The organism is Amycolatopsis sp. NBC_01286 (assembly GCF_035982555.1).
GTDB lineage: Bacteria > Actinomycetota > Actinomycetes > Mycobacteriales > Pseudonocardiaceae > Amycolatopsis.
Genome location: NZ_CP108428.1, coordinates 10,456,396 through 10,476,972 on the forward strand (window position 1 = coordinate 10,456,396; position 20,577 = coordinate 10,476,972).

Annotated in this window: 18 protein-coding genes; 11 read left to right on the top strand and 7 right to left on the bottom strand. The window is 73.0% G+C overall.

Translation table 11 applies throughout. The annotated features are described in order from the left end of the window. Positions 1 to 3: 3 nt before the first annotated feature. The 3 genes from OG570_RS47150 to OG570_RS47160 all read right to left on the bottom strand — a co-directional run bounded on the left by OG570_RS47150 (position 4) and on the right by OG570_RS47160 (position 3,820). The gene (locus OG570_RS47150; protein WP_326955008.1) at positions 4 to 864 is read right to left on the bottom strand and encodes a DMT family transporter; all 861 of its coding nucleotides are present in this window, start codon (positions 862 to 864) and stop codon (positions 4 to 6) included. A gap of 343 nt (positions 865 to 1,207) precedes the next feature. After that, complete coding sequence (locus OG570_RS47155) at positions 1,208 to 2,893, bottom strand: DUF885 domain-containing protein (protein ID WP_326955009.1); 1,686 nt, start codon at positions 2,891 to 2,893, stop codon at positions 1,208 to 1,210. A 42-nt stretch (positions 2,894 to 2,935) separates the two neighbouring features. Continuing rightward, positions 2,936 to 3,820, bottom strand: a complete 885-nt coding sequence (locus OG570_RS47160; RefSeq protein WP_326947431.1) for a methylenetetrahydrofolate reductase — start codon at positions 3,818 to 3,820, stop codon at positions 2,936 to 2,938. Positions 3,821 to 3,955: 135 nt separating this feature from the next. Here OG570_RS47160 and merB point away from each other — a divergent pair, with 135 nt between their 5' ends. From merB to OG570_RS47185, 5 genes are read left to right on the top strand one after another with little or no spacing between them, the layout of a single operon-like run. Further along, entirely contained in the window at positions 3,956 to 4,645 is a 690-nt protein-coding gene (gene merB / locus OG570_RS47165; protein ID WP_326955010.1) for an organomercurial lyase, read from the top strand. A 60-nt stretch (positions 4,646 to 4,705) separates the two neighbouring features. Beyond that, positions 4,706 to 5,797 (top strand): polyprenyl synthetase family protein, encoded by a 1,092-nt coding sequence (locus OG570_RS47170; RefSeq protein WP_326955011.1) that lies wholly within the window; start codon positions 4,706 to 4,708, stop codon positions 5,795 to 5,797. A 1-nt stretch (position 5,798) separates the two neighbouring features. Next, on the top strand, positions 5,799 to 7,271 hold the full coding sequence (gene crtI, locus OG570_RS47175) for a phytoene desaturase family protein (RefSeq protein WP_326955012.1): 1,473 nt from the start codon (positions 5,799 to 5,801) through the stop codon (positions 7,269 to 7,271). Beyond that, positions 7,268 to 8,194, top strand: coding sequence for a phytoene/squalene synthase family protein (locus OG570_RS47180; protein ID WP_326955013.1), 927 nt, complete (start codon positions 7,268 to 7,270; stop codon positions 8,192 to 8,194). The genes crtI and OG570_RS47180 overlap by 4 nt, the downstream gene beginning before the upstream one ends. Beyond that, positions 8,191 to 8,979 (top strand): LLM class F420-dependent oxidoreductase, encoded by a 789-nt coding sequence (locus tag OG570_RS47185; protein WP_326955014.1) that lies wholly within the window; start codon positions 8,191 to 8,193, stop codon positions 8,977 to 8,979. The genes OG570_RS47180 and OG570_RS47185 overlap by 4 nt, the downstream gene beginning before the upstream one ends. Positions 8,980 to 9,036: 57 nt before the next feature. On the opposite strand, the gene OG570_RS47190 is transcribed toward OG570_RS47185, so the two are convergent. Together OG570_RS47190 and OG570_RS47195 are read right to left on the bottom strand one after the other, a co-directional pair. Further along, positions 9,037 to 9,573 (bottom strand): CGNR zinc finger domain-containing protein, encoded by a 537-nt coding sequence (locus OG570_RS47190; protein ID WP_326960359.1) that lies wholly within the window; start codon positions 9,571 to 9,573, stop codon positions 9,037 to 9,039. A 1,188-nt stretch (positions 9,574 to 10,761) separates the two neighbouring features. Then, positions 10,762 to 11,130 carry an Rv2175c family DNA-binding protein gene (locus tag OG570_RS47195; RefSeq protein ID WP_247062933.1) on the bottom strand — a complete coding sequence of 123 codons (369 nt, stop codon included), beginning with the start codon at positions 11,128 to 11,130 and terminating at the stop codon, positions 10,762 to 10,764. A 103-nt stretch (positions 11,131 to 11,233) separates the two neighbouring features. Between OG570_RS47195 and pknB the strand changes: the two genes are divergently transcribed. The 5 genes from pknB (at position 11,234) to OG570_RS47220 (ending at position 17,361) form a co-directional block, all read left to right on the top strand. Then, entirely contained in the window at positions 11,234 to 13,249 is a 2,016-nt protein-coding gene (gene pknB, locus OG570_RS47200) for a Stk1 family PASTA domain-containing Ser/Thr kinase (RefSeq protein WP_326955015.1), read from the top strand. Next, on the top strand, positions 13,246 to 13,455 hold the full coding sequence (locus tag OG570_RS47205; protein ID WP_326947422.1) for a hypothetical protein: 210 nt from the start codon (positions 13,246 to 13,248) through the stop codon (positions 13,453 to 13,455). Before pknB ends, OG570_RS47205 begins: the two co-directional genes overlap by 4 nt. 55 nt (positions 13,456 to 13,510) lie before the next feature. After that, positions 13,511 to 15,025, top strand: a complete 1,515-nt coding sequence (locus OG570_RS47210) for an SPFH domain-containing protein (RefSeq protein WP_326955016.1) — start codon at positions 13,511 to 13,513, stop codon at positions 15,023 to 15,025. Between the two features lie 136 nt (positions 15,026 to 15,161). Further along, positions 15,162 to 15,863 carry a hypothetical protein gene (locus OG570_RS47215; RefSeq protein ID WP_326947420.1) on the top strand — a complete coding sequence of 234 codons (702 nt, stop codon included), beginning with the start codon at positions 15,162 to 15,164 and terminating at the stop codon, positions 15,861 to 15,863. 190 nt (positions 15,864 to 16,053) lie between these two features. After that, positions 16,054 to 17,361: a wax ester/triacylglycerol synthase family O-acyltransferase gene (locus OG570_RS47220; RefSeq protein WP_326955017.1), complete on the top strand. Its 1,308-nt coding sequence runs from the start codon at positions 16,054 to 16,056 to the stop codon at positions 17,359 to 17,361. 3 nt (positions 17,362 to 17,364) lie between these two features. Here the strand turns inward: OG570_RS47220 and OG570_RS47225 are convergent, their stop codons facing one another. Further along, entirely contained in the window at positions 17,365 to 18,756 is a 1,392-nt protein-coding gene (locus OG570_RS47225) for a class II 3-deoxy-7-phosphoheptulonate synthase (RefSeq protein WP_247062925.1), read from the bottom strand. A 23-nt stretch (positions 18,757 to 18,779) separates the two neighbouring features. Here OG570_RS47225 and OG570_RS47230 point away from each other — a divergent pair, with 23 nt between their 5' ends. Continuing rightward, a complete protein-coding gene (locus OG570_RS47230; protein ID WP_442788238.1) occupies positions 18,780 to 19,013 on the top strand; it encodes a hypothetical protein in 234 nt (77 codons plus the stop codon). 295 nt (positions 19,014 to 19,308) lie between these two features. Here the strand turns inward: OG570_RS47230 and OG570_RS47235 are convergent, their stop codons facing one another. Next, positions 19,309 to 20,475: a macrolide family glycosyltransferase gene (locus OG570_RS47235; RefSeq protein WP_326955018.1), complete on the bottom strand. Its 1,167-nt coding sequence runs from the start codon at positions 20,473 to 20,475 to the stop codon at positions 19,309 to 19,311. Positions 20,476 to 20,577: the final 102 nt, after the last annotated feature.

Here is a 20,577-nt window from a genome sequence, read left to right on the forward strand (position 1 = left end):
GACTCACCTCGGTTCGGGCCGCCAGTAGCCGACGGCCAGCGCCGCGACCAGCACGGCCGCGCCGCACCACGCCGTGCCGGCGAGCCGTTCGCCGAGCAGGACCGCGGACAGGATCGCCGCCGTCAGCGGTTCGAGCACCGCCGACAACGCGCCCAGCACGGGATGCGCGTCCGCGAGGCCGCGCAGGTACGCGGCGTACGCGAGGGCCGTCGGCACCACACCGAGGTACAGGGCGACCGCGAGGACGTCCGGGTGCAGCGGCAACGCCATGCCGGACCAGCTCGCCAGCGGCGCGAGCAGCAGACCGCCGAGCAGGCAGCCGAACGCCGTCGTGGACAGCGGGTCGAGACCTTCGACCGGCTTCGCGGTGAGCAGGGTGAGCGTCGCGAATCCGGCCGCCGCGAGCAGCGCGAACGCGAGCCCGCCGAGGGACGCCGAAACGTCCGGCGACCAGCGGAGCAGCACCAGGCCGGCGAGCGTGCCGGCCAGGGAGACCAGCGTCCAGCGGCCGGGACGGCGCCACCTGGCCACGGTGACCACGACGGGCGCCGCGCCGATGGTGGTCATCGTCGCGACGCTCACCGAGCTGAGCGCGACGGCGGCGAAGTAGCTCGCTTGGAACAACGCGAACAGGCCGCCGACGGTGAGCAGCCGCCGGATCGCGGCGCGGCCTCGTGGCCGGGACTTGACGAACAGGCACGCGACGCCGCCGCCGATGAGCAGCCGCCAAGCCGCGACGGCGAGCGGGTGGAGGCCGGCGAGCGCGCCGAGCAGCGAACCGGCGAGACCGCCGGTGCCCCACAGGACACCGGCGAGGACGAGCGCGGCCGACGAACGGGCGCGCACGGGTAGGGCGAGGGACATCGGAAAACGCTCCTGCGTCGAAGGAATCGGAATCGACGACGCGGGGCGATCTGCTTCAGAGCACCACGAAGAAGCCGCGGGTCACGCGGCGAAGACCACCCCGCTCAGGCGCGGGGCGGCGGGGTGGCGAACAGGATCCGATGCACAGAGCCGACATTAGCGGGGACGTCGTGGCGGGCGCGACGGGTTTTCGGGCCCGCTTGTCCACAGGGGTGCCTTGTTGTGGACAAGCGGGCCCGGGAAGGGCTTTCCGGGCGGGATCGTCGGCCAGGCCCGATAAACTGGACGTGGGACGCCCCCCAGGGATGGGCGGGGGCTCGGTTCCGGAGGGGGCGGCCGGCCGTCAGTCCAGCTGGGCCAGCTGGTCCCGCAGTGTGTCCAGGCCCATGCCGCCCATGTCCAAGGCCTGGGTGTGGAAGCGCTTGATGTCGAACGACGCTCCCGCGCGGGCCCGGGCGTCCTCGCGAGCCGCCAGCCAGAGGCGCTCGCCGATCTTGTACGACGGGGCCTGGCCCGGCCAGCCCAGGTAGCGGTCGATCTCGTCGCGGACGTGGGCCGGGTCGGTGATCGTGCGGGTCAGCATGAACTCCAGGCCCAGGTCCGGGGTCCAGCGCTCCCCCTCGTGGAAGCCGGTGCCCGCCGGGATCTCCAGCTCCAGGTGCATGCCCAGGTCGATGATCACGCGCGCGGCGCGGAACAGCTGCTCGGACAGCATGCCCAGCAGGTCGCCGTCGTCGGAGAGGTAGCCGAGGTCCTGCATCAGGCGCTCGGAGTACAGCGCCCAGCCCTCCGCGTGGCCCGACGTGAACGCCATCATCCGCTGGTACTTGTTCAGCGCGTCCGACTTGTCGACCGCCGTCGCGATCTGGAGGTGGTGGCCCGGCGCGCCCTCGTGGTAAACGGTGCTCGTCTCGCGCCAGGTGATGAACTCGTCGCGGCCCGGCGGCAGTGACCACCACATGCGGCCCGGCCGGCCGAAGTCCTCGCTCGGGCCGGTGTAGTACGCGCCGACGCCACCGCCCGGCGGGGCGATCAGGCACTCCAGCGCCATCACCCGGTCCGAGATGTCGAAGTGCTTGCCGCGCAACGACTTCAGCGCGTCGTCCGAGAGCCGCTGCATCCACGCCTCGAACTCGGCGCGCCCCTGGACGCGGTAGCGCGGGTCGGCGTCGAGCTGCGCCGCCGCCTCCGCCGGGGTGGCGCCGGCCTTGACGCGGTTCGCGACGGTGCGCATCTCGGCCTCGATGCGGGCGAACTCCGCCCAGCCCCACTCGTAGGCCTCGCGCAGGTCGAGCGCCGCGCCGACGAAGTACCGCGACCACAGGCGGTAGACGTCCTCGCCGACGGCGTCCTTGCCCGGGGCCTTGGGCGCCAGCTCCGCGCGCAGGAACCCGGCGAACTCCGCGAACGCCTCTTCGGCGGCCCGCGCACCGCGCGCGAGGTCGGTCTTGAGCGCGTCGCCCTGCTTCTCCGCGCCGCCGACGAGCTCGCTGAAGAAGCCCTTCTCCTCCTTCAGGCCGGCCCATGTCTCGCACTGCTCCGCGACCTTCGCGACCTGACGCAGCGCCGCGACGTGGCCCGCGTCGGACCCGGCCAGCAGGCCCGTGCGGATCCCGGCCAGCGCCTTCGGCACCTCGCCGATCCGCGTAGCGACGACCGACCAGTCGGCCTCGGTGTCCACCGGCATCAGGTCGAAGGCCATCCGCAGTTCCTGGACCGGGCTGGAGATCACGTTGAGCTGCGCCACGTCGAGGCCGGCTTCGTGGATCTCCAGCTCGAGCCCGATCCGCTCGGTGAACACGGCCTTCGCGGACCGCTCGCCGGCGTCGGCGGGCTCGGCCGCGGCCACCGCGGCGTGCGCCCGCGCGGCCAGCTCGGCGCGCTCGTCGAACCCGGCGGGCGAGTAGTCGGTCAGCCGGTGATCGTGGCCGATGATGCCGAAGGAGGTCGCGGCGACCGGGTCGGCGGCCGCGTAGTCGTCGACGTAGCGGTCGCAGATCCCGTGCACGCCATCGGAAGAAGAAGCCATGCGCCGCACGCTACCGGTCCAGTATGGGCCCGCGGTACGGACTTAAGTGCGGGCCGGCACCAGCCCCAGCCGCGCGATCACCTCGCGTGTCGCCTTCGACCGGTTGAAGGTGTAGAAGTGCAGGTTCGGCACGCCTTCGGCGATCAGCTTCTCGCACAGCTCGGTGATCACGTCGATGCCCGCGGCGCGGAACGCCTTGGGGTCGTCGGCGAGGGGTTCGAGCCGGTCGAGCAGCTTCGCCGGGGCCGGCGCGCCGGACAGCTTGATCGTCGTCTGCAGGGTCCGCAGCGTCGTCAGCGGCATCACGCCGGGCAGCACCGGGACGTCGCAGCCGGTCGCCGCGACGCGGTCGCGCAGGCGCAGGAAGTCCTCGGCGTCGTGGAACAGCTGCGCGATCGCGAAGTCGGCGCCCGCGCGCAGCTTGCGGACCAGGTACTTCGTGTCCGTTTCGAGGTCGGGCGAGCGGGGGTGGCCGTAGGTGGACGCCGAGACGCCGACGCAGAAGTCGCCCAGCTCACGCACGAGCTGGACCAGCTCCTCGGCGTAGTTCAGGCCCTCGGGGTGCGGGGTCCACTCGCCGTAGACGTCGCCGGGCGGGTCGCCGCGCAGCGCGAGGATGTTGCGGACGCCGACCGAGGCGTACCAGCCGATCACGTTGCGCAGCTCGGCGACGGAGTGGTTGACGGCGGTCAGGTGCGCCATCGGCACCAGCGTCGTCTCGGTCGCGACGCGGGCGATGCTGCGGATCGTGCCGTCGCGGTTGGAGCCGCCGGCCCCGTAGGTGATCGACATGTAGGCCGGGTCGTACGGCTCGAGCTCCCGGACGGCCTTCCACAGGACGGCCTCGTCCGCCGTGTCCCGGGGTGGGAAGAACTCGATGGAGAACTTCGGCCCGTCTCCTCGCAACCGCTCGATCACCGACGTCATACCCGAATGTTAAGGGCCAATGCCCGACATCCGGGAGCCCCCGTCCGCTTTCCGAGACGGAGAGTCGAGTGGTTTTCGAGTGTGGTTCGTGCGGGCGGCCCGACTAGACTGGGCAGCCACCGTGGGGAGCGAGCGATGAGGGACGACGCGAGCTGGGACGAAGACGTGCGCCTGGCCGTCTACCGCGCCTTCGCCGCCCATGGCCGCGCGCCGACGGCGCCGGAGCTGGCCGACGCCGCGGGCGGGTCGCTCGCCGTGGCCAAGCAGGCGTTGCACCGCCTCGCCGACGCCCACCACCTGGTGCTCGACGAGTCCGAGCACGTCGTGCTGGCGCACCCGTTCGCCGCGAAGTCGCTCGGCTTCTCCGTGATGGGCGCGCGCACGCTGTGGTGGGGCGGCTGCGCCTGGGACTCGTTCGCCATCCCCCACCTCGTCGACGACGAGCCGGAGGTCCTGGTCGCGACCCGGTGCCCCGGCTGCGAGCAGCCGCACGCGCTGGTCGTCGGCCGCGCCGAGCCGCCGGCGGGCTCCCAGGTGGCGCACTTCCTCGTGCCCGCCGCGCGGATGTGGGACGACGTGCTGCACACCTGCGAGCACCAGCGACTGTTCTGCGACGAGTCCTGTGTGGACGAATGGCTCACCGCGACCGGGCAGGCCAAGGGGGACGTGCTGGACCTCGGGACGCTCTGGCGGCTCGCCCGCGGCTGGTACGCGGGGCGGCTGGAGCGCGGCTACCGGCGGCGCGAGCCCGGCGGCGCCGTCGCGTACTTCGCCGAAGCCGGGCTCACGGGCCCGTTCTGGGCGCCGCTCGCGACGAGAGTCTGATTCACCACATCCGGGCGCCCCGGCGGCCCGGCCGCGGCCGGGTTCGGCGAGGATGAGGGCATGAACGTGCCCGTCTCCGACGTCGATCTGCCCGCCAACGTCCAGCGCGCGCTGGCCGGGTTCCTCGGCCGGGCGGGCGAGCGGATCATCGAGACCGAGCCGACGGTGGCCGCCGGGATCGAGGCGCTCAGCGGGTTCGTGCTGACGGGTGGCAAACGTTTGCGGCCCACGTTCGCGTGGTGGGGCTGGCGCGGCGCGGGCGGCGACCCGGCCGGGCCGGACGCCGAGGGCGTGCTGCAGGCGGTGTCCAGCCTGGAGCTGATCCAGGCGTGCGCGCTGATCCACGACGACCTGATCGACTCCTCCGACTCCCGCCGCGGGTTCCCGACCGTGCACATCGCGGGCGCGAAGCTGCACGCCGACCGCGGCTGGCTCGGCTCCCCCGCGACGTTCGGGCTGGCCACCGCGGTGCTGGTCGGCGACCTGGCGCTGGCCTGGGCCGACGACATGTTCGCCGACGCCCCGCTGCCGGCCGAGACGCTCGCCGCGGCCCGCCCGGCCTGGCGCGCGATGCGCACCGAGGTGCTCGCCGGGCAGTACCTCGACGTCCGCACGCAGGCCACCGGCGACGCCTCCCCCGAGGCCGCGCTGAAGATCGACAAGCTCAAGACCGCCGCCTACACCGTGCAGCGGCCGCTGCACCTGGGCGCGGCGCTGGGTGGAGCGTCCCCCGAGCTGATCGAGACGCTGCTGGAGTTCGGCGGCGAGGTCGGCATCGCCTTCCAGCTGCGCGACGACCTGCTGGGCGTCTTCGGCGACCCGTCGGTCACCGGCAAGCCGGCCGGTGACGACCTGCGCGAGGGCAAGCGCACCCTGCTCGTCGCGCTCGGCCTGCAGCTCGCCGCCGAGAAGGGCGAGGAGGCGGCCGCCACGGTCATCGCGGACGCGATCGGCGACGCCGACCTGTCCGACGAGGGTGTCGAGACCGTCCGGATGGCGTTGCAGCAGGTCGGCGCGGTCGACGCGGTCGAGCACCGGATCGACGAGCTGACCACCGCCGCGATGGCCGCGCTCGAGCGCGCGCACCTGGCCGAGCCGGCGCCCGCCGCGCTGACCGGGCTGGTCGTCAAGGCCACCCAGCGGACGTACTGACGTGCGGCGCGTGGAGGGGCCGACCGACCACGTCGTCGTCATCGGCGCCGGGCTGGCCGGCCTGTCGGCGACCCTGCACCTGCTCGGCGCGGGCCGGCGGGTGACGCTGCTGGAGCAGGCCGACGTCCCGGGCGGGCGCACCGGGCAGCAGCGGTTCGGCGGCAACGCCGTGGACACCGGCGCGAGCGTGCTGACCATGCCCGAGCTGCTGGACGAGGCGTTCGCCGCGGTCGGCGACTCGATGGCCAAGAACCTGCGCCTGACCCGGCTCGACCCGGCGTACCGGGCGCGGTTCGCCGACGGCAGCGCCCTTTCCCTGCACACCGACGGCGACGCCATGGAAGCCGAGATCCGCGCCTTCGCCGGCGCGCGCGAAGCCGCGGGCTACCGGGCGCTGCGGCGCTGGCTGACCGAGCTGTACGCGGTGCAGAAGGACCGGTTCCTCGGCACGAACTTCGACTCGCCGTTCGACCTCGCCCGGCCCGAGCTGGTGAAACTCGCCGCGCTCGGCGGGTTCGGCCGGCTCGGCCCGCGCGTCGCCCGGTACCTGCGCGACGAGCGCGTCCGGCGGCTGTTCTCGTTCCAGTCGCTCTACGCGGGCCTCGACCCGGCCCGCGCGATCGGCGCGTACGGCGTCATCTCGTACATGGACACCGTCGGCGGCGTGTACTACCCCGAAGGCGGGATGGGCGAGATCGGCCGGGCGCTGACCGGTGCGGCGACGCGGGCGGGCGCGGACGTGCGGTTCGGCACCGAAGCGGCGTGGCTCGAGCGCGTCTCGTCCCGGGTGCGCGCGGTCCGCACGCGTTCGGGCGAGCGGATCCCGTGCGACGCCGTCGTCCTCGCGACCGAGCTGAGCACGGCGTACCGGCTCATCGGCGCCCGGCCGAAGCGGCCGGTGCCATTGCGCTACTCGCCGTCCGCCGTCGTCCTGCACGGGCGGACCACGAAGGCGTGGGACCTGGGCCACCACACGATCTACTTCGGCGCCGCCTGGGAGCGGACGTTCGCCGAGATCATCCGCGAAGGACGGCTGATGAGCGACCCGTCACTGCTGGTCACGCGCCCGACGGCGACCGACCCGGGCCTCGCCGGGAACGGCGGCGAGATCGTCTCCGTGCTGGCGCCCGCGCCGAACCTGAACCGCGGGCCGATCGACTGGGCGCGCGTCCGCGGGCCGTACCGCGAAGAGCTGCTTCGCACGCTCGAAGCGCGGGGGCTGACCGGGTTCGGCGACGAGTTCACCGTCGACGAGACGCTCACCCCGGCCGACTGGGCGGCCCGCGGGCTCGCCGCCGGGACGCCGTTCTCGCTGGCGCACACGTTCACCCAGACGGGCCCGTTCCGGCCGGCGAACCTGGTGCGCGCGGCGGGCAACGTGGTGCTGGCCGGCTGCGGCACGACGCCGGGCGTCGGCATCCCGCCGGTGCTCATCTCCGGACGGCTCGCGGCGGAACGGATCACCGGGAAGTGAACGAGCTCGACGCCGCCGGCATCACCGACCCGGCCCTGCGCGCCTCCTACGCCGCGTGCCGCCGGCTCAACGCCCACCACGGCCGCACGTTCTTCCTCGCGACGCGCCTGCTGCCGGCCCGCGCCCGGCCGGCCGCGCACGCGCTGTACGGCTTCGCGCGGATGGCCGACGAGCTGGTCGACAACCCCGAACCGGGCACGGACCCGGCGGCCGAGCTGGACCGCGTCGCGGCGATGGTCGAGGACGTCTTCGCCGGCGGCAGCCCGGACGCCCCGGTGCTCGCGGCGCTGTCGGACACGGTGCACTCCTACGGCATCGCCCAGGACCTGTTCGAGGCGTTCCTGCGCTCGATGCGGGCGGACCTGAAGCCGGTCGAGTACGCGACGTTCACCGATCTGGGTGCGTACACGTACGGGTCGGCGGCGGTGATCGGGCTGCAGATGCTGCCGGTCTTCGGCACCGTCGGGCCGCTGGCCGACGCCGAGCCGGGGGCGATCGCGCTCGGCGAGGCGTTCCAGCTGACCAACTTCCTGCGCGACGTCGGCGAGGACCTCGACCGCGGCCGGCTGTACCTGCCGCTCGACGAGCTGGCCGCCTTCGGCGTCTCGCGTGAGCTGCTGGAAGCCCGCCGCCCGGACCCGCGGATCCGCGCGGCGATGGCGTACTTCGTGGCCAGGACGCGCGCGGTGTACCGGCGGGCCGAAGCCGGGGTTCCGTTGCTGCGCCCGGAATCCCGGCCGTGCGTGCGGACGGCGCTGACGCTGTACGAGGGCATCCTGGACGAGATCGCCGCACTGGACCACGACGTCCTCACGCGGCGGGCGGTGGTGCCGAAGACGCGCCGGCTGGTGGTCGCGCTGCCCGCGTTCGCCGCGGTCTGGGCGCGCGGGACCCTCGGGGCCGGTCGTAGGCTGCGATCATGACCTCAGCAGCAAAGCGACCGATCCGGATCGGGCTGCAGCTCCAGCCGCAGCACGCCGACTACGACACCATCCGGCGCACCGCGTCCGCCGCCGAAGAGCTCGGCGCCGACATCGTCTTCAACTGGGACCACTTCTACCCCCTCTACGGCGAGCCCGAGGGCCAGCACTTCGAGTGCTGGACCATGCTCGGCGCCTGGGCGGAGTCGACGTCGCGCGTGGAGATCGGCGCGCTCGTGACCTGCAACAGCTACCGCAACCCCGAGCTGCTGGCCGACATGGCCCGCACCGTCGACCACATCTCCGGCGGGCGGCTCATCCTCGGCATCGGCTCCGGCTGGTTCGAGAAGGACTACGACGAGTACGGCTACGAGTTCGGCACCGCCGGCGGCCGCCTCGACAACCTGGCGGAGTCGCTCCCGCGCATCGAGGCCCGCCTCGGCAAGCTGAACCCGGCGCCGACGCGCAAGATCCCGGTGCTCATCGGCGGTGGCGGCGAGAAGAAGACCCTGAAGCTGGTCGCCAAGCACGGCGACATCTGGCACGGCTTCGGCGACCCGGAGGTCGTCGAGCGCAAGGTCAAGATCCTCGACCAGCACTGCGCCGACGTCGGCCGCGACCCGGCCGAGATCGAGCGCTCGTGCGGCGTCCAGGGTGAGCCGGACGAGCTGGGCCCGAAGCTGCTGAGCCTGGGCGTCTCGACGTTCACCGTCGGCGTGGGCGGCCCGGACTACGACCTGGGCCTGCTCAAGTCGTGGATCGCCTGGCGCGACAAGAACAACGGCTGAGTCCTTTTTGGTCCGTGAAGGCCTCCTTACCGGCTCTTATGGCCGGGAAGGAGGCCTTCACGGCTTTCCGGGGTGCCGGGCGGCGCGGTGGGCGGCGACGCGTTCGCGCGTTGCGCAGCGGGGTGAGCAGTAGCGCTTCGGGCTGCCGCCGCCCAGGTGGGCGAACGGTTTGCCGCACGACGGCGACGCGCACAGCCCGCCCGGCGGGCCTTGGCGGTCCGCGAGGAGCGTCGCCAGGCCCAGCGCCGACGACGTCACCAGCCAGCGGTCCCACGGGCCGTCGTCGGCCGCGTCGAGGTGCAGGTGCCAGCCGTAGCCGTCCTCGTGGTCCGTCAGGCGCGGTGGGCCCGCGTAGCGCGCGAAGAGGCGGTTGAGCGCCGAAGCCGCTTCGGTGACGTCGGACGCTGCGAAGACGTCACGGAGTTCTCGCGCTGCTTCGCGCAGCTTCGTCAGGTCGCTCGGTGAGAGCGTCGTAGCCGGTTCGCCGTGGGCCTGCAGGACGCGCTCGACGTCGGCCGCGCCGGTGTCCGGGGGCAGCAGCACGGCGAGGAGGTCGACGGCGCGCTGGACGGAATCCCGGTGCGGAAAGGCCATGCCCCACTGTAACGTCTCGATCATGTCGAGCCGTTACAGACTCGCCGGGTACCTCACCGGGGCGACGCTCGCCCGGACCGGCGACGAGCTGTCCGGGCCCGCGCTCCTGCTGCTGGGCCTGACCGCCGGCCCGCACGCGGGGGCGGCCCTGCTGGCGGGCCTGACCGCGGCGGCCGCGGCGGGTGGCCCGGTGTTCGGGGCCCTGCTGGACCGCAGCCCGGCACCGGGGCGGCTACTGGCGGTCGCGCTGGCCGGGTACGCGGGCGGGATAGCCCTGGTGACAGCGGTGTTCGGGTATCTGCCGCTGTGGTCGGTGGTCGCATTGGCGGCGCTGACGGGCCTGCTCAACCCAGCCATCGCGGGCGGCTGGACGGCTCAGCTGCCGTCGGTCGTGAGTGGCCAGTCGGCTCAGCTGCCCTCGGTCGCGGGACCCGTCCCCGCCACCGCCAGCCGCCTCGATGCGTTGACCTTCACCGCCGCCGCCCTCGCCGGGCCTGGGCTCGCCGGTCTCCTCACCACCCTCGCCGGCGCCCCGGTCGCCCTCGCCGTGGCGGTCGGCATGGTCGCCGCCGCGCTCCCCGCCGCCTGGACTCTCCCTCGAAGACCCCGCCCGGCCGCGACCCGACTCGGGAAACAGCTCGCGGACGGCTTCGGCGTCCTTCTGCGCAACACGCCGCTCCGGCGGGCCACCTCGACGTCCACGCTCTCGTGCGCCGGGGTCGGGATGGTCACCGTCTGTTATCCCCTGCTCGGCGCCGCGCACCTCGGGAGCGCCGCGGACGGCACACTGCTCATGACCGTCCTCGCGGTGGCGTCACTGCTGGCCAACGCCGTCTTCGCCGGAAAACGGCTCGCACCCGACACGGTCGTCTGGGCGAGCACGCTGGTCCTGGCCGCGAGCTGCGTCGTCGCGGCGACGGCGACCGACGTAAAACTCCTGGTCGCGGCCGCGGCACTGGCCGGATTCGCCGAAGGGCCGCAGCTCACGGCCCTGTTCGCGGTCCGGCACCGGGAGACGCCCGCACGCGTGCGGGCTCAGGTGTTCACGACGGCGGCGAGCGTCAAGATCACCGGTCTGGCCGCCGGGGCGGCACTGGCCGGCCCGCTGGCGGCGCGGTCGGTCCCGGCGTGCCTGCTCACGGCCGCGGCCGTTCAGCTGGCGGCCGCGTTGTGCCAGATCAGAAAGCCTCAGAAAGCCATCGCCTGGGCGCGCCGCTTCACCTCGGTGCCGTGGCTCGTGCGCAGCGCGTTGACCGGCGTGTTGCCCGGCAGCGACTCGTCGACGGTGAACAGCCAGCGGAGCATCTCGGTGCGGCTGAACCCGGAGTCGTCGAGCACGGTTATCGTGCCGGACAGGCCCTTGACCACGCCGTCCTTGACGAGGAACGCGCTCGGGACGCACAGCTCGCCGCCTCGTTTGAGGGCGATCAGCTCGCCCTCGCGCAGCAGCTGGCGGACCTTGTTGGTCGACGTCCCAAGGGCGGTCGCGACCTCCGGCAGCGGCAGCACCGCGATGTCGGCGGCCAGGACGTCTTCGGCGACAGGAATCCCACTCACAGGTGACACTGTGCCACATTCGCCCCCCTCTCCCGCTAGTGCGCACGGGTGACCCGCGAGGTCTCCTCCACGCGGCGTGCCGGGTTCCGTACGATCCCTACTCGTGACACGCACCCACCCCAGCCTGGTCGGCACGCTGCTCGAGCGGCGCTACCGGGTGGACCGGCTGCTCGCCCACGGCGGGATGTCGTCGGTCTACCAGGGGACGGACACCCGGTTGGACCGCCAGGTCGCGATCAAGATCATGGATCCGCGCTTCGCGGACGACCGGTCGTTCGTGGACCGGTTCGTGCGGGAGGCCCAGTCGGCCGCCCAGCTGCACCACCCGAACGTCGTGGCGGTGCACGACAAGGGCGAGGAGGGCGGCCTCGCCTTCCTGGTCATGGAGCTCGTCGACGGCGGCACCCTGCGGGACCTGCTGGACGAGAAGGGCCCGCTCGACATCGCGCTCGCGCTGAGCGTCGCCGAGCCCGTGCTGTCGGCGCTCGCCGCCGCGCACCGGGCCGGGCTGGTGCACCGCGACGTCAAGCCCGAGAACGTGCTCATCGGCCGGTCCGGGCCGCACACCGGCGGCGTCGTCAAGGTCGCCGACTTCGGTCTCGTGCGGGCCGTGGCCAGCGCCGGGACGACCAGCGCGAGCGTCATCCTCGGCACCGTCGCCTACCTCTCCCCCGAGCAGGTCACCACCGGCGCGGCCAACGCGCGCGGCGACGTCTACTCGGCCGGGATCCTGCTCTACGAAATGCTCACCGGCCGCGCGCCCTACACCGGTGACACCGCGATCTCGGTGGCCTACCGGCACGTCAACGACGACGTCCCGCGGGCGAGCGAGCTGCGCCCGGACCTGCCGGCCGCGCTCGACGACCTGATCACGCGCGCGACCCGGCGCGACCCCGAGCTGCGGCCCGCCGACGCCGGGGAGTTCCTCACCGAGCTGACCGCGGTGCGCGCACAGCTGGGCCTGCTGCCGGTCACCGTGCCGGTCCCGGTGTCCCACGGCCAGGGCGACATCGCCGACACCGAGCGCACGCTGCCGCGGATCCCGCAGGTGCAGCCCGACACCGGGAAGACCATGCCGGTGCACCGCCCGAACGCGACGCGGGCGCTCAGCCACCCCGGCCACCCGGGCACCCCGCCGCCGGGGATCCCCGCGGCCGGGAACGTCCCGCCGCGCCCGCCCCGCCGGCGGGCCGAGCCGGAACCCGAGAAGCCGGCGGACAACCGCAAGCGGATCGCGCTGATCGCCGGGGCGGTGCTGCTGTTCGGCGGGCTGATCACGGCGTTCATCTTCATGCTGACCGACACCGGCGGCGACAAGACGTCGACGGTGCCGAAGCTCGTCGGGCTGAACCAGGCGGCGGCGGGTGACGCCCTGCGCTCGGCGAAGCTGACGCCGCAGTTCAGCCAGGAGTTCGACAACACGGTGCCGTCGAACACCGTGCTGCGCAACGAACCCCCCGAGGGCACCACGCTGACGCCGAACTCGACGGTGTCGGTCGTGCTGTCCAAGGGCCGCCCGGCCGTGCCGGACATCCGCCCGGGCACCGCGTTGCCCGACGCCGAGCAGGCGATCAAGACGGCGCAGCTGACCCCGGTCCGCGGCACTGACGACTTCGACGCCGACGTCCCGCAGGGCGCGGTGATCCGCACCGAACCCGGCGCCGGCAGCCAGCTGAACATCAACGGCCAGGTCACGATCATCGTGTCCAAGGGCCCGATCCCGCTGCCGCCGGTCCCGGACGTCACCGGGAAGAGCAAGGACGAGGCGTTCCAGCTCCTGCAGCAGGCCGGGTTCGAGCCGTTCCAGGCGGGCGAGGAGTTCAACCAGAACGTCCCGGGCGGCGCCGTCACCCGGACCGACCCGGGGGCCAACTCGCAGGCGACGGCGAAGCGGATCGGCGTGTTCCTCAACAACGCCGTGCAGGTGCCGGACGTCCGGTTCCGCTCGTTCGACGACGCCCAGAAGCTTCTCGAGCAGGCCGGGCTGCAGGCCGACCGCGACGGCGGCCGCGGGCGCGGCGGGGGCGGCGGGTTCGACTTCGTCTTCCAGCAGGACCCGCAGCCGGGCACGTTCGTGCAAAAGGGCTCCAAGGTCAAGCTGAAGGGCTTCGGTGGATGATCGGCAGCCGCGGGCGCGTGACCGGCACGATCGGCCCCGGCCTCATCGGTGAGGTGCTGCTGAGCGTCCGGGGCGGCACCGAGGCCTTCTACGCCTACCCGATCGACCCCGAAGCGACCTTCGCCTCGGGCACGCAGGTGCTCGTCGTGGACTTCGAACCTCCCCGCACGGTTTATGTCGAACGGTGGCAACCACTGAGCCGTTAGCGGCGTCGAAGGGCTACCAACAACAGAAGACTGAACTGAGGGGTGTGGGAGGCCAATGAGCATCCTGCTGATCGTCGGCATCGCCGTCGTGGCCGTGATCGTGATCTTCGGACTGCTGCGGGTCCTGTACAAGGTCGCGGAGCCGAACGAAGCGCTGATCGTGTCCGGCTGGGGGATCCGGGTCGAACGCAGCGAGACCGCGGACAGCCTGGGCTTCAAGATCATCACCGGCCGCGGCGTGAACGTCATCCCCGGGTTCCAGACCGCCCGGCGGCTGTCACTGGACACCCGGGGCGTCAACCTGCAGGTGTCCTGCGTGACCCGGCAGGGGCTGCCGGTCACCGTGCGCGCCGTGGTGATCTACAAGGTCGGCGACGACTTCTCGTCGATCGCCAACGCCGCCCGCCGGTTCCTGGACCAGCAGAAGGGCATGAACGACACGATCCACGAGCTCTTCTCCGGGCACCTGCGCTCCATCGTGGGCGGGCTGACCATCGAGGAGATGATCCACAACCGGGACGCGCTCACCGGTGAGGTGCGCCAGTCCTCGGCCACCGAGATGATCAAGCTCGGCCTGATCGTGGACTCCTTGCAGATCCAGGAGATCGACGACGAATCGGGCTACATCCTCAACCTCGGCAAGCCGCACGCCGCCGCGATCGCCGCGTCGGCCCGGATCGCCGAGGCGCAGCGCGACCAGGAAGCCGCCCAGGTCGAGCAGGAGTCGGCGGCGAAGAAGGCGGCCGCGGTCCGCGCGAGCCAGATCCAGCAGGCCGGTTACCAGGCCGAGGTCGACCAGGCGCGGGCGAAGATGTCCCAGTCCGGTCCGCTGGCCGAGGCGACCGCGCGCCAGGAGGTCGTCGTCCAGGAGACGCGGGCGGCCGAGCTGGAGGCGGCGCTGGCCGAGCAGCGGCTGCAGTCGCAGGTCCGCAAGCCGGCCGACGCGAAGGCGTACGACACGCGCACGGCGGCCGACGCGGCCCGTGACGCTTCGATCGCCAAGGCCCAGGCCGAGGCGAAGGAGACCGAGCTGCGGGCGGCGGCGGACGCGACCCGCGTCAAGACCGCGGCCGAAGCCGAGGCGCAGGCGACGAAGGCCCGTGCGGAAGCGGCGGCCGGGGCGACCCGGGCGACCGGTGAAGCGGAGGCGGCCGCGGCGAAGGCCCGCGGTCTCGCCGACGCGGAAGCCGCGAAGGCGAAGGGTCTCGCCGAAGCCGAGTCGGCCCGGGCGAAGGGTCTCGCCGAGGCGGACGCCATCAAGGCGCGCGCCGCGGCGCTGGCGGAGAACCAGGAAGCCGTCGTCGCGCAGCAGCTGGCCGAGCGCTGGCCGGAGATCGTCGAGGCGGGCGCGAGCGCGTTCGGCAACATCGACCACATGGTCGTACTCAACGGCGCCGACGGCATGTCCGACATGTTCGCCAAGGCGCTGTCGCTCGGCGGGACCGGTCTCGGCCTGGCCCGGCAGCTGATGGAGTCAATGGGCAAGCCGGCGGACAAGGAGCTCGACGAGAACGCCGGCAAGAACGGCGAGCTCAAGCTGAGCGACCGGGACCTCAAGCTGAGCGACTGATCGCGCACGCTGCGTACGGCCCTTGTGTCCCGGATCACGGGAGACGAGGGCCGTACGCCCGTTCGGGGGCGGAAATTCCCGGGACGTTGCCTTACCGTGGGCGCATGGTGCCGGACAGCACGTCGCGGGCCGCCCGATGAACTTCTTCACCGGCGGTCCCCGCGAACGTCCCCTGTTCCCCGTTCCGGAGCAGGAGCTGTACGCCTTCAACGGCAGGCACTGGACCGATCCCCCGCGCGAGCACATCGTCCCGGCCGTGCTGCCGTGGGCGCAGGCGCTGGGCCGGTCCGAGCGCACGATCGTCGCGCTGCGGGCCGTCGAGGTGTGGCCGGAGGCGGTCACCCTGCGGGTCACGGTGTACTCGCGCGACAGCCTGGTCGACGACCCCGCGGAAGGCCTGATCGACCACCGGCGGGTCCCCGACTACAACGGCCTGCTCATCGGCGTGCTCTACGCCGACGGGAGCCGGGCCAGCTCGGAGACCATTTCGGTGCCCTCGGCGAGCGAGCCGGACGGGCCGGTGCTGCGGGCGCAGGCGGTCGGCGGGACGCGGTTCGCCGTCGAGCACGAGGTGTTCCTGTGGCCGCTGCCGTCGGCGGGGCCGCTCAAACTGGTCGTCCAGTGGCGCGGCCGGGGCATCGAAGAGTCCCGGACGACGCTCGACGGCGGCGCGATCCGCGCCGCGGCGAAGGACGCCGCGGAGATCTGGCCCGGGCTCGGCAAGCGCCACGCCGGTGCGTTGCCGGTGCGCCGCGTCGGCAAGCAGGTGGCGTTGACCCCCGACTGGGGGACCGCCACGGCCCGGGCGGACACGCCCGAAACCCCGCCCGGCGAATAAAAACCGGTTGATCTGTGACCCCGGGCACCGCTGCCCGGGGTATCTCGAATGGCTGAATGGGGTGGTTAGTTAGCGTCGACGAAACACTTCGACCACCCGCGCGTCACGTCGGGCTGGTGCAGTGGCTTTCTCCTCCCCTCGTCGCACGTGGCCGTGCAGACCCGCGAACGCCTGATGGGAAAGGTCGCTTATGGCAGGCTCGCCGCTCAGCGCACTCGACGTCGCTTTCCTTTGCCTGGAAAGCGAAAAGTCCCCGATGCACATGGGCGCGGTGATCACGTTCACCGCGCGACGGCCGGTGGATCCGCCGGCGTTGACCGCGATCCTCGCCGAACGCGCCGCCCGGCTCCCGAAGCTGCGCCAGCGGGCGCGCTCGGAGCTGTTCCCGCCCGGCGCCGCCCGCTGGACCGAAGACGCGGATTTTGTTGCCGCGGACCACATCCACCACGTCGAGCTCAGCTCGCTCTACGACCCGGACCCGCTGACGGCCTACGCGTCGCGGTGGATCGCCGAGCCGCTCGACACCGGCCGCCCGCTGTGGGACCTCACCCTGGTCACCGGCCTGCCCGGCGGGCAGTTCGCGTTGCTGATGAAGCTGCACCACGCGCTCACCGACGGTGCCGGGGCGTACGCGGTCGCGGCCGGGCTGCTCGACGGCGTCAAGCTGCCTGCCGCGCCGACCCGCCGGATCCCGGCCCAGCGGTCCACTTTGGACACGGTGAAGGGCGCGCTCGGCACGGTCTGGGACCAGGCCAACGAAGCCGCCGGCATCGCCTCGTCGGTGGTGCGGGCCACCCGCCCGACGCTGTCCCCGGTGTCGGCGCCGGCCTCGGCCGAACGCCGGCTGGGGTTCGTGCGGCTGCCGCTCGCGGAGCTGCGCCGGGTGCGCCGGGCCCACGGCGGCACCACCAACGACGTCGTGCTGGCGGTGCTGTCCGGCGCGCTGCGCGAGTGGCTGGTGAACCGCGGCCACCGCGCCGACGGCCGCACGCTGCGCGCGCTGATCCCGGTGAGCGTCCGCGGCCGCTCGGGTGACCAGCTCGGCGGCAACAAGCTGTCCGGCTACCTGTGCGACCTGCCGGTCGGCGAGGACGACCCGGTCGAGCGCCTGCGCGTCGTCCGACGCGCGATGAACCGCAACAAGGCGGCGGGCCCGAGCCGCGGTGCGGGAGCGCTGCCGCTGCTGGCCGACCGCGTCCCGGCCCTGCTGCACCGGCTGGGCACGCGCACCGCGGGCCAGGCCGCACCGCTGCTGTTCGACCTGGTGATCACCACGGTCCCGCTCCCCCCGGCCCGCCTCTCGATCGACGGCGCACCGCTGGCGGAGGTCTACCCGTTCGTCCCGCTGGCCCCCCGCCACGCGGTCGGCATCGCGGTGGCCACCTACCGCGACTCGGTCCACATCGGACTCCAGGTCAACGGCGAAGCGGTGCCGGACATCGGCTCGCTGCGGGACGCGGTCCTGAAGTCCGCGTCCCGCTTGCTCGACGCCTCCTGAGCCTCAGCCGCGGAGCATCTCCGCGACCAGGAACGCCAGTTCCAGGGACTGCTGCGTGTTCAGGCGCGGGTCGCACGCCGTCTCGTAGCGGCCCGAGAGGTCGATGTCCGAGATCTCCTGGGCGCCGCCCAGGCACTCGGTCACGTCTTCGCCGGTCAGCTCGACGTGGATGCCGCCCGGGTAGGTGCCGAGCTCGTTGTGGACCTCGAAGAAGCCCTGGACCTCGTCGACGATCCGGTCGAAGTGGCGCGTCTTGTACCCGGTGGACGACTCGTGCGTGTTGCCGTGCATCGGGTCGCACTGCCAGATGACCTTGTGCCCGGACGCCTCGACCTTCTCGACGATGCCCGGCAGCACGTCGCGGACCTTGCCGTTGCCCATCCGCGCGATCAGCGTCAGCCGGCCCGCCTCGACACGCGGGTCGAGCCGCTCGACGTACTCCACGGCCTGCTCGGGCGTGGTCGTCGGGCCGATCTTCAACCCGATCGGGTTGGCCAGCAGCTCGGCGAACGCGATGTGCGCGCCGTCCAGCTGGCGGGTCCGCTCGCCGATCCAGAGGAAGTGCGACGACAGGTTGTACAGCTTCGGGTTCGACGCGTCGGCGTTGTCGAGCCGCAGCATCGAGCGCTCGTAGTCGAGCAGCAGGGCCTCGTGGCTGGCGAAGATCTCGGTCGACTGCAGCGACGTGTCGGTGACGCCGCAGGCCGACATGAACCGCAGGCCGCGGTCGATCTCGTTGGCCAGCGCCTCGAAGCGCTGCGCCGCCGGCGACGCCGACACGAAGTCCTTGTTCCAGTCGTGCACCTGGTGCAGGTCGGCCATGCCGGCGCCGGTGAGGGCGCGGACCAGGTTCATCGCCGCGCCCGCGTTCGCGTAGGCGCGGATCATCCGGCCGGGGTCCGGCACGCGCAGCTCGGGCTTGGCGACCAGCGAGTTGATGATGTCGCCGCGGTACACCGGCAGGCCCAGCGCGTCCGTCGCGGCCGAGCGCGGCTTCGCGTACTGGCCGGCGATGCGGCCGACCTTGACCACCGGCAGGCTCGCGCCGTAGGTCAGCACGACCGCCATCTGCAGCAGGGTGCGCAGGTTGGCCCGGATGTGCGGCTCGGTGTTCGACTCGAACGTCTCCGCGCAGTCGCCGCCCTGGAGCAGGAACGCCTCACCGCGGGCGACCATCGCCAGCCGGCTCTTCAGCCGGTCGATCTCGGCCGGGACGGTGATCGGCGGCACGCTCTCCAGCACCCCGCGCACCCGGTTGGTGAGTTCCGGGTCGGGCCACTCCGGCTGCTGGGCCGCGGGCCGGGCCAGGGCCGCGTCGAGGCGGGCCCGCAGCTCGGGCGGAAGCGGCGGCAGTTCGGGCAGTGTGTCGACGGGGACGTCCACAGTCCAGTTCACCCCTCCAGGATAAGGTTCGCGCCGTGCTTCGTTCCGCCAGGTGGGCCACCGAGCTCCTCGCTCCCTGGGTCTGGGTGCTCGCGTTGCCCCTCGCGCTCGCCTGGGACGCGACCGGCCACCGGTGGCTCTCCGCACTGAGCTGGGGACTCCTCATCGCCGTCACGGGCTCGCTGATCCCGATGGCCGTCATCGTCCGCCGGGGCGAAGCGCGGCGAGTGGGACGGCCATCACGTGACGGCGCCGGGTCCCGCTGCTGATCGTCGGGCTCTCCGGTCGCCGATACCGGGCTGGTCAGCCCGCTGGTCACGGCAGGCGCGAAGGTCGAGATCTCCCCGCACGCGGTCGCGCCCGAGGTGCCGACGCTCCCCCGCGGCCCGTCGGTGCTCCCACCGGTTCGACTGGGTGGCGTGGTCGCGGCTCGCCGGGCCGGCGATGGGCGTCGTCGTCGGTGGCGGCGGTTACTGGGCGCTGCTCACGGCGTTGACCGGCTGACGTTCCGCACTCGCGAAGTCAGCAAGCCGGAAGAAACCGACTCGGCACGGTGCCCCGGAGTCAGGCGAGCAGCTCCTCGATCGTGTCGGCTCCGGCACGCGGGCCGCCGGCCGCGCGCAGGTGGCCGGCCATCCGGGCCAGGTTCGCGCGGATCGCCGGGTCCGCCGCGACCTCGTCGACCGTCCGGCGCAGCTCCCGCGGGTCGAGCGGGCCGGTGAGCACCCGGCCCAGGCCCAGCTCCTCGACGCGGCTGCCGTTGACCGTCTGCTCCGGCGTCTGCGGGTACGACACCAGCGGCACCTCGCACAGCAGCGCCTCCATCGTGGAGTTCATCCCCGTGTGCGACAGGAACACCGCCGCGTGCCGCAGCACGGCGGGCTGCGGGAAGTACGGCCGGACCTCGAAGTTCGCCGGGATCGGGCCCAGCCGGGCCGGGTCGACGCGCTCGCCGAGCGCCAGCACCACGGGCCGGCCGGTGCCGCCGAACGCCGTCACGCACGCGGCGAAGAAGTCGGGGCGGTCGTTGACCACCGTGCCCAGCGAAACGAACAGCACCGGGCCGGCCGCGGGCGTCCAGTCCGCGGCCCGGGAGCCGAACGACGGGCCGATGAACCGGTAGTCGGCCCCGAAGGTGTCGCCGGCGATCTGGAACTCGCGCGGGAGGAAAACGAGCTTCCGGTCCGCGAGCCGGCCCACCGAGGCCGGCGTCCCGGCCGGGACGCCGGCGGACGCGGCGAACCGGGCCTGGGCGGCGGCGTACTCGGCCAGCCGCGGGTGCCCCGGGTCGAAGTCGGGCGGGGCCAGCAGGGTCGTCGGGTCGAACACGTCGTTGCCCGCGAACGTCGGCACCGTCGCCACCGACGGGCGGCCGAGCCGGTGGGCCAGTACCGGCCCGAACGGCGTCAGCGAGTCGTAGCAGACGACGTCCGGCGGATCTTCGCGGAACACCTCCGTCAGTCGCGGCAGCACCGCGCGGGTGACGTCGAGTGCGCCGGTGAGCGTCTCGGCGACCTCCTCGGTGGTCCGGCTGCGCGCGGCGGCCACCTTCGCCCACGGCGCGTCCGGGACGACCGGTGCCGCCCCCGCCGCGGCGACGGCGTCCCGCAGCGCCGGGCCGGTGGCGTAGGTGACCCGGTGCCCGCGCCGGACCAGCTCCTCGACCAGCGGCAGGGTCGGGTTGACGTGCCCCGCCGCCGGAACCGCGAGAAACGCGATGTGTGCGCCCATGGTCGGAACGGACCCCCATTTCCCGACCATTGTGGCGGGCGCCGCTCGAATACGGAAAGGGCCGCCCGGCACGCGGCCGGGTGGCCCTTTCCGCAACGCGCG